Raw genomic sequence first — 16,114 nt, 5'->3', positions numbered from 1 at the left:
ACGCCACCACGCGAGCCGGCCGGGCGCCGCACCCCCGGCACCCCGCACCCCGTACCCCGCACCTCCGATCGACGCCACCCACCGGACAGCCACTCACCGGACCAGACCGCGAGGAACCGATCCATGCCGGACACCAGCGCCGTTGACACACCCCGCCAGACCCCGCTCACCCGGGCGCTCGCGACCATTCGCACCCTGCGCCGACAACTCGACGAACAACAGGGCGGCCAGGCGGTCGCCGTCATCGGCACCGGGCTGCGGCTGCCCGGCGGCATCGACGGCCCGGACGGCTACTGGGCGGCCCTGATGGCCGGGCGCGATCTGGTCGGCCCGCTGCCGCCCGGCCGCAAGGGGCCGTTCGCCGCCGAGTGGGAGGGGCTCGCGCAGCGGGGCGGATTCCTGGACGAGGTGCTGGACTTCGACGCCGGTTTCTTCGGCATCAGCCCGCGCGAGGCCCGCCACCTGGACCCCCAGCACCGGCTGCTCCTCGAAGTCAGCTGGGAGGCGCTGGAGAACGCCGGGGTGCCCGCCGACCGCCTCGGCGGCACCCGCGCCGGCCTCTACCTCGGCATCATGTGGCAGGACTACCGGGAGTGGCTGCGCGGCGACCCCGACGCCTACTGGACCACGGGCAACGGCCACAACTTCGCGGCCGGCCGGGTCGCGTACGCCCTCGGCCTGACCGGGCCCACCGTCTCGGTCGACACCGCCTGCTCCTCCTCTCTGGTCTCCGTCCACCTCGCCGTGCAGGCGCTGCGGCGCGGCGAGTGCGAGATCGCCCTGGCCGCCGGCACGAACCTGATCATGTCGCCGAGCTCGATGCGGCTCGTGCAGGAGACCCGCTCCCTGGCCCCGGACGGCCTGTGCAAGTCGTTCGACGCGCGCGCCAACGGCTTCACCAGGGGAGAGGGCTGCGGCGTCGTCGTCCTCAAGCGGCTCGACCACGCGCTCCGCGACGGTGACCGGGTGCAGGCCGTCATCCACGGCTCCGCCGTCAACCAGGACGGACGCTCCGGCGGGTTCACCGCCCCCAACGTCCTCGCGCAGCGCGCCCTGATCGAACAGGCCCTCGCCGACGCCGGACTTGAGCCCACGGACATCGGGTACGTGGAGGCGCACGGCACCGGCACCGCGCTGGGCGACCCCATCGAGATGGAGGCGCTGGCCACCGTCCTCGGCCGCCGCAACGGCGGCGCGCCGCTCGCCGTCGGCTCGGCCAAGACCAACCTCGGCCACCTGGAGTCGGCGGCGGGCGTCGCCGGACTGGTCAAGTCGATGCTCACGCTGCGGCACCGCCGCTTCCCCCCGCTGCTGCACTTCCGCACCCTCAACCCGCGCATCGACCTCACCGGCACGCACATCAGCCTGTCCGCGGAGGCCACCGACTGGCCTGCGGAGGGCGGCCGTTACGCGGGCGTCAGCTCGTTCGGGATGAGCGGCACCAACGCCCACGTCGTGCTCGGCGCACCCGACGACGCCCCGCGCCCCGAGCCGGCCGAGGCCACGGGCTTCGACCTGTCGGCGCGCACCACGCAGGCCCTGCGCGAACTGGCCGCGCGGTACGCCGACCGGCTGGACGGACTCCCCGCCGCCGACTACGCCGCGTTCGCGTACACGGCCACCGAGGGCCGGGCCCGGCACGACGTACGCGCCCGGGTCGCGGCGTGCGCCCCGGTGGCCGCCGCAGCGGCCCTGCGCGCCCTGGCCAGTGGCGAGGAATCCGCCGCCGTCCAACTCGCCCCCACGACCGAACCGCCCGCACTGCCCCGCCAAGTCCTCGACCTGCCCACCTACCCGTGGCAGCGCCAGCACCTCGCACCCGAGCCCCACACCACGCCCCCAACCAAACGCAATCCCGACCACCCACCCACCCGCTTCCACCTGCTGTGGCAAGACCACCCGGCCACCGGGTCCGACTGGTCCCGTGAGACCGCCGCCGGGTCCGGCGCGTCCGACGAACACGCCGCCGCGTCCAACGCGTCCCACAAAACCACCGCCGTGCCGCTGGTCCTCGCGGGTGACGACGGCACGATCCTTGAACTGCTCGCCGGGCGGACGGCCGCCATCGGGTACCGGGGGACCGTCCTGTGCGACGAGGCGATCGCGCTGCCCGCGCACTGGCGCCGCGCCGCGCTGCCCGACGGCCGCGCCGCCTGGTCCGCCCACTGGTCGGCCCGCCCGGGACCCGCCACCGTGGTCCTCGCCTTCCGCCCCGTGGCGCTGCCGACCGCGGGCGACGCGCCACGGGAAGCGTCCGACCCCGCCGTTCCGGCCGCCCAGTTGTGCGCCGCGGTCACCGATGCCGTCGCCTGCGCGGTCGACGCAGGGTCGCGGGTGCACGCCGTGACCCGTGCCGTGCGGCGCACCACGGACGAGGAGACGACCCTCGCCACCCAGCACGCCGCCCTGCACGGCCTCGCCCCGGTCCTCGGCCTGGAGTTCGGCGACGCCTGGGGTGGCCTCGTGGACCTGCCCGCCGAACCGGACGCGGCGGACGCCGAGGCGCTGCTGACCCTGGTCGGCGCCGCCGACCGCACACAGGACCTGAGCGCCGTACGCGGCGGGACCGTACGGGTGCCGAGGCTCGCCCCGGCCGACGACGCGCCCCCGGTACCCACCGCGCTGCGCGAGGACGCGACGTACCTCGTGACCGGCGCGCTCGGCGCCGTCGGGCGCCGATTGACCGCCGAGCTCGTCGCGCGCGGGGCCCGCAACCTGCTGCTGATCGGACGTCGCCCGGAGCCCGAACTGGGCGCCGAGGCACGGGACTTCCTCGACGAGCTCGCCGCACGCGGCGTGCGCGCCGTCTACCGGGACGGCGGCTGCGACACCGCCGAGGCGCTCGCCGCGGCCTGCGCCGCCCTGTCCGGGCTGCCCCCGGTGCGCGGAGTCGTGCACGCCGCCGGCACCCTCACCCGTACCCCCGCCGTCGCCCTCACCGCCGACGCGTACGCCGCCGAGCTGCGCGGCAAGGCGGCCGGCGCCTGGTGGCTGCACCGGGCCTCGCTCGCCTGGGAGCCGGACTTCTTCGTCCTGGTCTCCTCGGTCTCGGCGGTGTGGGGCACCGAGGACTGCGCCGCCTACTCCGCCGCCAACGGCATGCTGGACGCGCTCGCCGCCCACCGCGCCGGACTCGGCCTGCCCGCCGTGTCCCTCGGCTACGGCCCCTGGGCCCTCGACGCGGACGGCGGCCCGGGCACGGGCATGGCCGACGCCGAACTGCTGCGCCGCTCCGGGCGGTTGGGGGTCGGCGCGTTCGACGCCGCCGCGGGGCGCGCCGCGCTGACGACGAGCGCCCCGGGCGCCGAGGCCCACCTCGTCGTCTGCCCGCTCGACCTCGACCGGCTGCGCACCGTCATGTCCGGGCTGCGGCCCCGCGGCCTGTTCGGCACGCCCGCCGCCGCCGTCGCCGCGACCACGGCGGCCGAACCCTCCGTCGTCGACCGCCTGTTGGCCCTGCCCGAACGGGCCCGCCCCGCCGCCGCCCGCACCGAGGTGGCCCGGCTGCTCGCCGCCCAGCTTGGGCACGCCGGAGCCGACGACATCGACGAGACCGTGGGCTTCCTCGACCTCGGCCTCGACTCGATCACCGCGGTCGACCTGGCCGTGCGGCTCGGTGCGGCCTTCGGCACCCCGGTGCCCGCAGGCGATGTCTTCGACCACCCCACCGTCACCCGCCTCGCCGACCACCTCCTCGCCCGGCTTACCGGGACCCCGGCTTCCGGCGATGCGCCGAAGAGACGCCCCCTCACCCCTGCCCCCGCGAGCCCTGCCCCTCCCGAACCCGCCCCGCGACCCACCGCCGCCGAGCCGATCGCGATCGTCGGCATGGCCGGCCGGTTCCCGCGGGCGGACTCCGTCGAGCAGCTGTGGGAGCTGCTGAGCGAGGGCCGCGACGGCATCACCGCCGTCCCCGAGGACCGCGAGAGCCTCGCCGGGCTCTCCGCGGGACCGTCCATCACCGATCAAGGCGGCTTCGTACGCGATGTGAGCCGCTTCGACGCCGCCTTCTTCGGCATGTCGACGCGCGAGGCGGAGAACCTCGACCCCCAGCAGCGCCTCCTCCTCGAATCGGCCTGGCACGCGATGGAGGACGGCGGCATCGACCCCGAACGCCTGCGGTCCACCCGCACCGGCGTCTTCGTCGGCATCAGCTACGCCGACTACGCCCGGTTGCTCGCCGACGCGGGACCGGACGAGGTCGACGCCTACTACAGCACCGGCACCGCGCTGAACGCCGCCGCGGGACGCCTCGCGTACACCTTCGGGCTCACCGGACCGGCCGTCGCCGTGGACACCGCCTGTTCCTCCTCCCTGGTCGCCGTGCACCTGGCCGTGCGCTCGCTGCGCAGCGGGGAGAGCGAGACCGCGCTCGCCGGCGGGGTCAACCTGCTGCTCGACCGCACCTCTTGGACCGCCGTCAGCCGCGCGCACATGCTGTCGCCGGGCGGCCGCTGCCGGACGTTCTCCGCGGACGCCGACGGATTCGCCCGTTCCGAGGCGTGCGGCGTACTGGTGCTGAAGCGGCTGGCCGACGCCCGGCGCGACGGCGACCGGGTGCACGCCGTGATCCGGGGCAGCGCCATGAACCAGGACGGCGCCTCCTCCGGGCTCACCGCGCCGAACGGCGCCGCGCAGGAGGAGATGCTCAGGGCCGCCCTCGCCGACGCGCGGGTGGACCCGGCCGAGGTGTCCTATCTGGAGGCGCACGGCACCGGCACCTCGCTGGGCGACCCGATCGAACTCGGAGCCGCCTGGCGGGTCCTCGGCGAAGGGCGCCGACCGGGGCGGACGCTGCACGCCGGCTCGGTCAAGAGCAACGTGGGCCACTGCGAGTCCGCGGCCGGAGTGGTGTCGCTGATCAAGACGGTGCTGGCCCTGCGGCACGAACTCATCCCGGGCAACCTGCACTTCAAGGAGCCCAACCCGCACGTGGCCTGGTCCGAGATGGACCTCCGCGTCGTCGACACCCCCACGCCGTGGCAGCGCACCGACACCCCCAGGGTCGCGGGAGTCTCCGGCTTCGGCTTCACCGGCACCAACGCCCACGTCGTGCTCTCCGACCCGCCCGACCACCCGGCCCCCGAACCGGTCCCCGAACCGGCCCCCGAACTCCTCGCGAGCGACGAGCAGCCCACCTGTCTGCTGCCGCTGTCCGCCCCCGACGAGGCGGGCCTGGCCCGGCTCACCGAGGCGTGGCAGCGGGAGCTGGCCGCTGCCGAGGACGGCGACCTGCCGCGCCTCGCCGCCGCCGGAGCGGGCCGCGGCCACTTCCCGTACCGGCGCGCCCTGTTGGGACGCACCCGCGACCAACTCCTGCGGGCCATCGGCGAACAGGCGCCGACACACGCGGCGGCCCGCGCGCCGCGCGTGGCCTTCCTCTACTCCGGCCAGGGCAGCCAGTACTTCGGCATGGGGCGCGAACTGTACGAGACGGAACCGGTTTTCCGAGCCGCCTTCGACAGGTGCGACAAGATCCTGGCGCCCCGGCTCGGCGCGTCCCTCACCGACGTGATGTTCTACGGCGAGGACCGCGACGCGATCAACGAGACCCGCTGCACCCAGCCCGCCCTCGTCACCCTGCAGACCGCGCTGACCGCGCTGTGGGAGTCCTGGGGAGTGACCCCCGCCGTCGTCATGGGCCACAGCGTCGGCGAGATCTCCGCCGCCGTGCACGCAGGCGTCATGGACCTGGACACCGGGCTCGCCCTCATCGCCGACCGGGCCGACCTGATGCAGCGCAGCGAACGCGGGTCGATGCTCGCCGTGGTCGCCGACGAGGAGAAGGCCACCGCCTGGGCCACGGAACACGGCCTCGACGTGGCCGCCGTCAACGGACCCGAGTCGATCGTGCTCGCCGGCTCCCCGGACGCGGTCGACGCGCTCGCCGGAATGCTGCGCGAACAGGGCGTACGCGCACGGAAGTTGAGCGTCTCGCACGCCTTCCACAGCCGTCTCCTCGACCCGGCGATCGAGCAACTGGGCAGGTCCCTCGAAGCGTTCACCTTCCACGACCCCGAGGTCCCGATCGTCTCCAACGTCACCGGCCGGCTCGCCGAACCGGGGGAGTACGACACGGACTACTGGTGTCGGCACGCCCGCCGCCCGGTCCGCTTCCACGACGGCGCGCGGACCCTCACGGGACTGGGCGTCGACCTCTGCCTGGAGATCGGCCCCGACCGTACGCTCGTCAACCTCGTCGGCGGCGCCGGGCTCGCCCCCGCCGGCGCCCTCGCGCCCTCGCTGCGCCGCGGCACCGGCGAACGCGCCGCCCTGCTCGGCGCCGCCCGCACCCTCTATCTCGGCGGCGGCCACCTCGACTGGCGGCGCGTGCAGCCCGCCCCCGACCGCACCGGCGGCCCGCGCTACCCCTTCGCCGAGACCCGGCACTGGGCGCCCGTACGGGCCGACGCCGCGCGCCCGCCCGCCGCCCAAGGACCGGCCTGGGGCACCGAACTCAGCTCCCCGGCGCTGCGCGGCAGGGTCTGGGCCACCGAGCGGACCCCGCGCTACCCGGCCCACCTCACCGACCACCGCCTGTTCGGCACGGTGTCCGTGCCCGGCGCCTCGCAGACCGCGACCGTGCTGTCCGCGCTCGGCTCCGACGGTGACCGAGTGGCCCTGGAGGACCTGCATTTCCCGCGCGCCCTGGTGCTGCGCGAGGACGAGCGCTATCCGCTGCAGGTGATCGAGGCGGAGCAGGAGCACGGCACCAGGACGGTCAGCGTGCAGAGCCTGCTGGACGCGCGCCAGGGGCACTGGCAGGAGCACCTCACGGCCCGGGTCGTCCCCGCGGGCTCCGTGCGGGACCGGACCGCCCCTGACCCCGACACCTTCAGGGCCACCGCCGAACGGCACCTGAGCGGCGCCGACTTCTACCGCTACCTGCGCACCCTCGGCTACCACCTCGGCCCGTCCTTCCGCTGGATCGGCGACGTCTGGCTGCGTGGCGACGAGGCGCTGGTGCGCTACGACGTCCCCGACGACCCGCGCGAGGACCCCGCCGACTGGCAGATCCACCCCGGTCTGCTGGACTCCCTGCTGCAGAGCGCCGTCACCTTCGCCGTCGCCGAGGCCGACCTCGCGACGGTGACGGAGGAGACGACGCTGGCCATCCCGTTCGCGGTGGCCCGGCTCGACTTCTGCGGACGGCCCGCGCCCGGCGGGCAGTTGTGGGGGCACATCCGCGCCACGGCCAGGGACCCCGAGGCCGAGAGGCTGATGCGGGTCGGCGCCGCCGACCTGCACCTGTTCACCGACGAGGGCACCGGCGCGGGCGGCGGGGCCGCACCCGGCACCGTGCTCACCGTCGACGGCTTCCGTTTCCGCCGCGCCCCCCGTGCCCTGCTGGAGAGCTCCCTGCGCGACACCCCGAGCCCGGCCTACGAACCGGTCTGGAAGGAACACCGGTTCGCACCCGCTCAAGGCGGCCCGCTGCGGGTCGCCGTACTCGGCGGCGGCGCGACCGGGCAGCGGATCACGGAGGCGTTCGCGGCGCTCGGCCACCAGGCCGCGGCCCCCGACGGCGGACCCCGCGACCTGGTGGTCGACGCCCGCTTCTGCGCGCCCGATGGAGCGGGCGGTGGCGGCGCCGAGGCGGCGTTGGAAGCGGCGTCGACCCTCACCGACGGACTGCGTTCGGCCGCCCCCGACGTCCCGTACGCCGTCCTCGGGAGCGCGGCGGCGACCGCGGCCGAGGTGCGGGAGACGCTTTGGGGGCTGCTCGCCGCGCTGGAGGCCGAACAGCCCGAGCGCCGCCTCGTCCGCCTGACCCTCGGCCCCGAGGCGGATGCCACGACCGTGGCCGAGACGCTCGTCGCCCTCACGCACAGCGGGGGAGCGGCGCCGCGCGTCGAGATCACCGGCAGCACCGTGCGAGCCGCCCGCCTCGAACCCTGCCGCACCACCGGCGGCGCGCCAGGACACCCCGGCGCCGCCCTGATCACCGGCGGCCTCGGCGCGCTCGGCCTCAGCGCCGCCGGCTTCCTCGCCGAACTCGGCGCCCCCGCCGTTACGTTGATGGGTCGCTCCGCACCGGACGCCGCCGCCCTGACGGTCATCGACGACCTGACGGCGCGCGGCGTCACCGTCCACGTCGTGCGCGGTGACGTCACCGACCCGGCGGACTGCCGCCGCGCGGTCGCCGAGGCCGGCGCCACCGCCGGGCTCGGCACCGTCCTGCACCTCGCGGGCGTCTCGGCCGACCAGGCGTTCGAGCACCTCACCACCGACTCCTACCGGCAGGTCTTCGCCGCGAAGGCGCACGGCGCGGTCCACCTGGCGGAGGCGCTCGCGGACCACCCCGACGTACAACTGCTGCTGTTCTCCTCCGCCTCCGCCGTGCTCGGCTCCGCCGGACAGGTCAACTACGCGGCCGCCAACGGATTCCTCGCGGGCCTCGCCGAGCGGCTGCGCGGCGAAGGACTGCGGGCCACCGCCGTGGACTGGGGCCCGTGGACCCCGGACGCCAAGCAGGGTCTCGCCGGTACCGCCGCCACCGGGCAGGCGATCGCCCGGCTCGGCGTCCGGGCCCTGAGCGACGCCGAGGCCGAGGCACCCTTCCGGCTGGCGCTCGCCGGTGAGCGGACGCGGCTGGTCGCCGTCGGCCTGGACGAGGCCCGCTTCACCGAGCGGCGCGCCGGAACCTCCGCGGCCACCCTCTTCGCCGACCCGCCGCGCAGCGCGCCCCGGCCCCGGGACACCCCGGCCGCGAGTGGCGCCGCGGCACGCGGCTGGCTGCGCGAGCGACTGGCCGGGCTGCCCGCGGAGGACCGCGACGGGAGACTGCGGCAGGCGATCCGGGAGTTGGGCGACTCCGTGCTGGGCGAGTCGCTGAACCCGGACGACTACCTGGGGTTCACCGAGTGCGGACTGGACTCGATCATGGTCATCGACCTGCGCACCCGCCTCGCGCACGCGCTCGCCGAAGACCTCCCGGCGACCGTCGCGCTCGACCACCCCACGGTCGCCCAACTCGCCGCGCATCTCGCGGAGTTGCTGTTCCCCGTGCAACCGACCGAGGAGGAGACGCGGGACCCCGTCGAGGACTTCCCCGACCTGGCAGGCCTGTCGTTCGACGAACTCGTCCGAGCAGTCCAGGCGGACGTCACAGCGGACGTCACAGCGGACGTCACAGCGGACGTCACAGCGGACATCTCAGCGGACGTCTCAGCGAACCATTCAGCGGACGTCTCAGAAGAGAGGTAGAGGGCACCGATCATGGACAAGGACACGATTCGTCGCCTGATGGAGGATCAGCTCAAGCTGTCCCGGCGCCTCCAGGACCGGGTCAGGGAGCTGGAGGACGAGCGGCACGCGCCACTGGCCGTCGTCGGTACGGCGCTGCGGCTGCCGGGCGGGCTCGACACACCGGACGACTACTGGGACTTCCTGCGCGGCAGCGGCACCGCCTACGCGCCGATCCCCGAGGACCGCCCCGGCCTGCGGGCCGTGCACGACCCGGTACCGGGCCGCCCCGGCCGCTCCTACGTGGACCGGGCCGGGTTCCTCGCCGACATCGCGCACTTCGACGCCGAGTTCTTCGGCATCTCGCAGCGCGAGGCCAGGCTGCTCGACCCGCAGCAGCGGATGCTCCTGGAGACCACCTGGGAAGCGCTGGAACGGGCCGGCATCGCGGTACGCAGGGCCGACCGCCTCGATGTGGGCGTGTACCTCGGCATGATGGCCTCGGAGTACAGCGAACGGCTTGAGGACCGCTCCGACCTCAGCCGCATCGACCCGTACTACACGACCGGCGGCGGCCTGTGCTTCGGCGCGGGCCGGGTCAGCCACGTCATGGGGTTCCGCGGTCCCGTGCTCAGCGTCGACACCGCCTGCTCCTCCTCGCTGTCCGCGCTGCACCTGGCGGTGCGCGGACTGCGGGCCCGGGAGTGCCGGTACGCCCTGGTCTGCGGCTCCAACCTGCTGCTGTCCGCCAACCTGATGGTCTCCCTCTGCCAGACCAGGGCCCTCTCCCCGGAGGGCCGCTCCAAGTCGTTCCTGGCGACCGCCGACGGCTACGGGCGCGGCGAGGGCGTCGGCGCGCTGGTGCTGATGCGGCTCGCGGACGCGGAGCGCGAGGGCCGCCCGGTCCTGGCCGTGGTGCGGGGCAGCGCCGTGAACCACGACGGCGCCGCCTCCGGACTGACCGCGCCCAACGGACCGGCGCAGCAGGAGGTCGTCCGCGCGGCACTTGCGGACGCCCGGGTCGAACCCGGTGACCTCGGCTACGTCGAGGCGCACGGCACCGGCACGGTGCTCGGCGACCCCATCGAGGTCGGGGCGCTGGACGGGGTGCTGGGCGAGGCGGTCAGGGCCCGCGGTGTGCCGCTGCCCATCGGCAGCGTCAAGTCGCGGCTCGGTCACCTGGAAGCGGCCTCCGGCATGGCCGCCGTCATCAAGACCGTCCTGATGCTGCACCACGGCGAGATCCCGGCCGCCCGCGCGGCCGAGGACGGCGAGCTGAATCCGCACATTCCCTGGGAGCGGATGCGGATCACCGTGCCGGAGCGCAACCAGCCCTGGCCCGCGGAGCTCGGCCGGCGGGTCGCCGGCATCAACTCCTTCGGGATGAGCGGCACCAACGCACACGTCGTCCTTGAGGCCTACGAGCCGCCCGCCGCCGAACCGGCGGCGCCCGTCGCCGCCCACCCCGAACTGCTCACCCTCTCCGCCAAGGACCCCGTCGCCCTGGGCGAACTCGTCGCCTCGGTCACCGGCCGCCTCAAGCAGGCCGAACCTGGCGCGGTGCCCTCGCTGTGCCACACCCTGCGCACCGGCCGGGCGGTGTTCGCGCACCGGATCGCCGTCCTCGGCGCCGACGCCGAGGAACTGGTCCCGGCGTTGGAGGCCGCCGTCCCGCGCGCGGTGCCCGCGGCCGGCGTACGGCCGCCGCGCCAGGTGACCCTGCTGCTCCCGAACGACTCCGATGTGGCGGCGTCCTGCCTGGAGGCACTGCGCGGCGCCTACCCGCTGCTCGCCGCGAAGGCGGCCAACGCGGTCAAGGCGGCCGGAGCGGGGGACGACCCGGCGGCCCAACTGCGCGCGGCGCTCGGCTCGTTCGGCCTTCCTGTGCACGTGGAGCACGTGGAGCACGTGGAGCACGTGGAGCACGTGGAGCAGGCCCACGGTCCCGTCCGGCTCTCCTGGGAGGCGGCCGGAAGCCGCCGGACCTTCGCGCTCACCGATCCCGCGACCGACCTGCCGGGCGCGCTCGCGACACTGTTCACCGACGGCGCGGACCTCCGCCTGGACGCGCTGCGCACCCCGGGGGCACGGCTCCTCGGCGACCTGCCCACCTACCCCTTCCAGCGCAGCCGGTACTGGATCGACGAACCGGCCATCGGCGCGGGCGGCACCGACCGGTCCGACGACCGTCCGAGCGCCCCCGAGCCCCGCGACGCGGAAGCGGTCAAGGCGTACCTGATGGCGGAGTTGAGCGCCGTACTGGAGGCACCCGAGGAACTCGACCCGGACCGGTCCTTCCTGGACTCCGGCGGCGACTCCTTCATGTCGACCCTGTTCATCACCCGCGTCGAGGAGAACTACGCGGTCGGCCTCACCGCCGAGGCCCTGCCGCTGGACCTGCCGTTGACCGAGCTGCTCGGGCGGCTTGCGGACGACATCGTCGGCGGGGTGCGGGCATGAGCGGCTCCACGGCCACGCCGTCCGCGTCGGTGGACGCCTTCGTCCGGCCGCGGCCGGTGCACGACCCCGAACTCCGGCTGGTCGTCTTCCACCACGCCGGCGGTTCGGCCGCCCAGTACTTCCCGCTCACCCGTGCCGTGCCCGAGGGCTGGGACGTGCTGCTGCTCGACCTGCCCGGGCGCGGCAAGCGGCACGGGAGCCGCCTGCTCTCCTCGGTCGCGGAACTGGTCGAGGTCACCGTGCGGGACGTCCTTCCCTGGGCCGGGACGGCGCCGCTGGCCCTGTTCGGCCACAGCCTCGGTGCGCTGCTCGCCCACGAGACCGCGCGGGTCCTTGAGGCGGTCGGCCGGGGGCCCTCCTGGGTCGGGGTGTCCGGACGGACCCCGCCGGGGCGGGCCGTCCCCGTCGCGCTGCCCGACCACGAGCTGTCCGACGAGCAGTTGATGGCCCAGCTGACCCGGATGGGCGGCATGCACCCGCGCATCGACGAACTGCCCGAGTTCCGCGAGCGGTTCCTCCGTCTCGTCCGCACCGACCTGGGCGCGGTGGCGGGATACCGCCCCGATCCGGCCAGGGTCCCGCTGTCGGCGCCCCTGACGGCCTTCGGCGGGAGCGACGACATCTGGGCGCCGCCCGCCGCACTCGGCGGCTGGGCGGCCGAAACCCGGGGAACATTCCGGGTCCGGTATTTCGAGGGTGGCCACTTCCATTTCCTGGGGCCGGAATTCCCGGCTTTCGCCGCGGAACTGGTCGAGGAGATCCGCCGGTCCGGTGCCCCGACGTCGGACGGTCGGGGGAAACTCCTCCGGACGGCGACCTGAGATTCGGGAGGGTATGCGTCATGACCGTCGATCACATCCCCGACATCCGCCCGTTGATGGCGGGATTCCCCACGGGGGTCACCGTGCTCACCGCGCTGACCCCCGAAGGCGTGCCCCGGGGCATGACGTGCACCTCGCTGTGCAGCGTCGCCCTCGACCCGCCCACCGTGCTGGTCTGCCTCAGGTGCGGCAGCCCCACCCTGGAGGCCGCCCTCGCCAGTGGCGGATACACCGTCAACCTGCTGCACAGCGAGGCCCGTTCCACCGCCGAGCTGTTCGCCTCCGGGGCCGTCGACCGCTTCGAGCGGGTCAACTGGAGCGTCGAGGGGGACGCCCGCGGGCCGCATCTCGTGGAGTCCGCGCACATCGTCGCGGACTGCGAGGTGGCCGAGACCCGCACCGTCGGCGACCACTGTGTGGTCTTCGCCCGGGTCCGGTCGATACGGCAATTGCGGACCAGGAAACCACTGTTGTACGGAATGCGCCGATACGGCGACTGGACGGAATCCGGCGAGGACAGCAATCTGCTGTACGACTACATCTCCTGACGGTATCCGCAACCTCGCGCGGGGCGGCCGGAATTCGGCGATGCGGCAATCTGGGAGATGACCCGGGGTGCCGGCGGAATGCAGCATCGAGAGTGCGGCGGATGAACGACCCGCCGCATTCCGGCGGACATCCCGCCCGCAGCCACAGGGGGACCAGGTGACAAGCCAGCCCGTTCTGTTCGCGCCACGCCCGCTCGGCACCGTACCGACTCAGAAGACCGCACCGACCCGGAAGGCGGCGGCCGGGCGGCCGTTCACCCTCGACTCCGTCTTCAGCGCGACAGCCCGTCGAAGCCCCAAGGCCGTGGCCGTACGGGATCAGGCGGGCTGTCTCTCGTACGGCGGAGCGGAGAACCGGGCGCTGCAATTGGCCACCGGCCTGGTCCGCAACGGCCTGCAGCTCGGCGATCCCGTCGTCGTGCACTGCGGCGACCACCGGCAGTCCGTCGTGGCGCAGTTGGCGGTGCTCAAGGCCGGCGGCGTGTGCGTGCCGGTGCCCGCCGACTTCGGCCGGCAGGCGGCCGCGCGGGCCTGCGAGGTGAGCGGGGCCGAGGTGGTGCTGTGCGGCACCGCCACCCGGGCCGGGCTGCCGGCCGCCGCCCAGGTCGTCGTTCTCGACGACGCCCGCACCTGGGCCCGGCTCGACGCGCTGCTGCCCGACCCGGCGCTGCCCAGGTCGGGGCCGATGGACGCCACGTACCTGATGGTCGACGAGCGGGGCGGGCAGTTGGTGGACAACCGGGCCTGGCAGTGCATGCTGGCCGCGCGCGTGCAGCAGATCGGCGCGGCGCCCGGCGCGGTGGCCGTGCGGCAGGCGCCCGGCGGCGCGCGCACGCTGTCCGCGATGTGGTGGGCCTTCGCCTCGGGCGGGACGTTCCTGGGCCTCACGCGCGAGGACGATCTGGTGCGGGGCTTCGGCAGCGGGGTCGCGGCCCTGTTCAGCGCGGAGGAGTACGACCGGGTACTGGCGGCGGAGCCGGGTGGTGAGGCTCCCGCCGTGGTGGTGCTGCTCGGCGGGCCGTGCCCCCCGAGCCTGCTCGAACGGCATCGCGCCCGGTACGGGGCGAGCCCCCTGTGGGGTGAGTTCGCGCCCGTCGGGGGTCTGCTGCCGTGGGCCGTGAGGCAACTCGGCACCGAGGCGCCGGAGGCGTCGGGCGGCACCTGCGTGGGCGGGCCCATGCCGAACGTGTACGTGCGAGTCCTGGACCGGGCCGGCCGGGTGCTCCCGCCCGGCCGGGTGGGCGAACTCTGCGCGGCGGGGCCTGCCCTGCCCTTCGACCGGGTCGGCGGCTGGGAGACCCGGCTCGGCGCCCCGGACCCCGAACGCGGCCTGCTCCACCGCTCCTCCTGGCTGGGCCGCTGGCGCGCCGACGGCACCCTGGAACTGACAGGCCCCCGCCGCCCCTGACCGTCCCGCCCTTGCCCCTCCCGTGCGTGACCATCTGGTGCCTGACCATCCCGTCCCTGATCCGGGCCGGCCGCGGTGTGCTTCTTTCCGCGGTCGGCCCGTTCGTCGTGCTCCCGTTCCCGGTTCCCGGTTCCCGGTGAACAGGCGGGCAGGGGCGGCCCGGACGGCTGCCCCTGCCCTGTCGGTGGGCCGCGGTCAGTCCGCGGCGGCCGCGGCTTCCTCGGCCGGCGGGGCCGCCGCGGGTTCCTCGGGGCGCGGCGGGTCGGGACGGAGTACGGTCACCGCCACCACGAGTCCCGCGACGGCGAGTCCCGCCGCGCCCAGGAAGGCGTAGTGGAAGCCCGAGTTGAGGGCTTCGGCCCGTGGTCCCCCGACCGCTTCGGTGCGGGACTCGGCGACGGAGGCCAGCACCGCGACGCCAAGTCCCGCGCCGAGCCGCTGGGTTGTGTTGATCACGCCGGAGACGATGCCGGTCTGTTCCGGCTTCGCGGCCTTGACCCCGGGGAGCGTGGACCCGACGAAGCAGGCGGGCAGCGCCACCGCGAAGATCACCGCCGCGGGCAGGAACCGCGTCACGTACACGGCGTCGGTGGGCATCGTGCCCAGCATGACCAGCGCGACCGTCATCAGGGACAGGCCGAGGATCAGTACCCACCGCGGCCCGAACCGCTTGAGCGCCATCGGGATCAGCATGCGGGAGACCGGAATGCTGAGCAGCGCGATCGGAAGCACCGCGAGCCCGGCCCGGATCGAGCTGTACTCACGTACCTCCTGGAAGTACAGGGACACGAAGACGAAGACCGGCACATGGGTGGCGCCGACCACGAAGTTGGCGGCCGCGGCACCGGTGATGTCCCGCTCGCGGAACACTCCGAACGGCAACAGCGGGTCGTCGACCCGGCGTTCGATCACGATGAACGCCGCGCCGAGCAGGATCGCGAGCGCCGTGAGCGTCCACTGCACCGGGCCGAGGTCCCCCTCGGCCGCCTCCGTCACCACGTACACCGCCAGCAGCAGACAGCCGGTCCCGGTGAAGAGCCCCGGCAGGTCGAGCCGGCCGCGCGCGGCCTTCGGGTCCGCCTTGTCGGCGGGGAGCAGCCGACCGCTCAGCAGCAGTCCGGCGATACCGATCGGAACGTTGATCAGGAAGATCCACTCCCAGCCGAGCCCCTGGACGATCACGCCGCCGAGCGCCACGCCGCTCGCCGCGCCGACCGCGCCCATCGCGCTCCACACGCCGAAGGCCCGACGGTTGGCCTCCGGGTCGGCGAACATGAGCGCCAGCAGGGCGAGTTCGGCGGGGATGAGCAGCGCCGCGCCGACGCCCTGCAGCGCCCGCGCGCCGATCAGGAGCCAGCCGGTCTGGGCGAGCCCCGCGAGTAACGAGGCGGCGGTGAAGACCCCGAGGCCGACCCGGAACATCCGGCGCGGGCCGAGGAGATCACTGGCCCGCCCGGCGCCCAGCTGGAAGCCGCCGAATGTGACCTGGTAGGCGGTGCTCACCCAGGCCAGCGCCACCACCCCGATGCCGAGCGCGGCACCGATCGTGGGCATGGCCAGATTGATGATCGAGACGTCCAGAAAGACGATCAGCTCGACACCGGTGAGGAGCAGGAGTGCCCCCCGGCGTCCTGCGAGTACCCCGTCGGCCATCTCAGACCTCCCCTCCGTGAAGGTGTGGCGCGGGGAGT

Annotated in this window: 6 protein-coding genes; 5 read left to right on the top strand and 1 reads right to left on the bottom strand. The window is 74.6% G+C overall.

What is annotated here, in order from left to right; all coding sequences use genetic code 11:
* Positions 1 to 123 precede the first annotated feature (123 nt).
* The 5 genes from RBJ65_RS20415 to RBJ65_RS20395 all read left to right on the top strand — a co-directional run bounded on the left by RBJ65_RS20415 (position 124) and on the right by RBJ65_RS20395 (position 14,423).
* Positions 124 to 9,207, top strand: coding sequence for an SDR family NAD(P)-dependent oxidoreductase (locus RBJ65_RS20415; protein ID WP_306324057.1), 9,084 nt, complete (start codon positions 124 to 126; stop codon positions 9,205 to 9,207).
* 12 nt (positions 9,208 to 9,219) lie between these two features.
* Positions 9,220 to 11,646 carry a beta-ketoacyl synthase N-terminal-like domain-containing protein gene (locus RBJ65_RS20410; protein WP_306324056.1) on the top strand — a complete coding sequence of 809 codons (2,427 nt, stop codon included), beginning with the start codon at positions 9,220 to 9,222 and terminating at the stop codon, positions 11,644 to 11,646.
* A complete protein-coding gene (locus RBJ65_RS20405) occupies positions 11,643 to 12,467 on the top strand; it encodes a thioesterase II family protein (protein ID WP_306324055.1) in 825 nt (274 codons plus the stop codon). The genes RBJ65_RS20410 and RBJ65_RS20405 overlap by 4 nt, the downstream gene beginning before the upstream one ends.
* Positions 12,468 to 12,487: 20 nt before the next feature.
* Positions 12,488 to 13,015: a flavin reductase family protein gene (locus RBJ65_RS20400; protein ID WP_306324054.1), complete on the top strand. Its 528-nt coding sequence runs from the start codon at positions 12,488 to 12,490 to the stop codon at positions 13,013 to 13,015.
* 157 nt (positions 13,016 to 13,172) lie between these two features.
* Positions 13,173 to 14,423 carry an AMP-binding protein gene (locus tag RBJ65_RS20395; protein ID WP_306324053.1) on the top strand — a complete coding sequence of 417 codons (1,251 nt, stop codon included), beginning with the start codon at positions 13,173 to 13,175 and terminating at the stop codon, positions 14,421 to 14,423.
* Between the two features lie 195 nt (positions 14,424 to 14,618).
* On the opposite strand, the gene RBJ65_RS20390 is transcribed toward RBJ65_RS20395, so the two are convergent.
* Complete coding sequence (locus tag RBJ65_RS20390) at positions 14,619 to 16,076, bottom strand: MFS transporter (protein ID WP_306324052.1); 1,458 nt, start codon at positions 16,074 to 16,076, stop codon at positions 14,619 to 14,621.
* Between the last annotated feature and the right edge of the window lie 38 nt (positions 16,077 to 16,114).

The organism is Streptomyces sp. KL109B (assembly GCF_030766935.1).
GTDB lineage: Bacteria > Actinomycetota > Actinomycetes > Streptomycetales > Streptomycetaceae > Streptomyces.
This window is presented reverse-complemented; position numbering and strand designations above follow the sequence as displayed.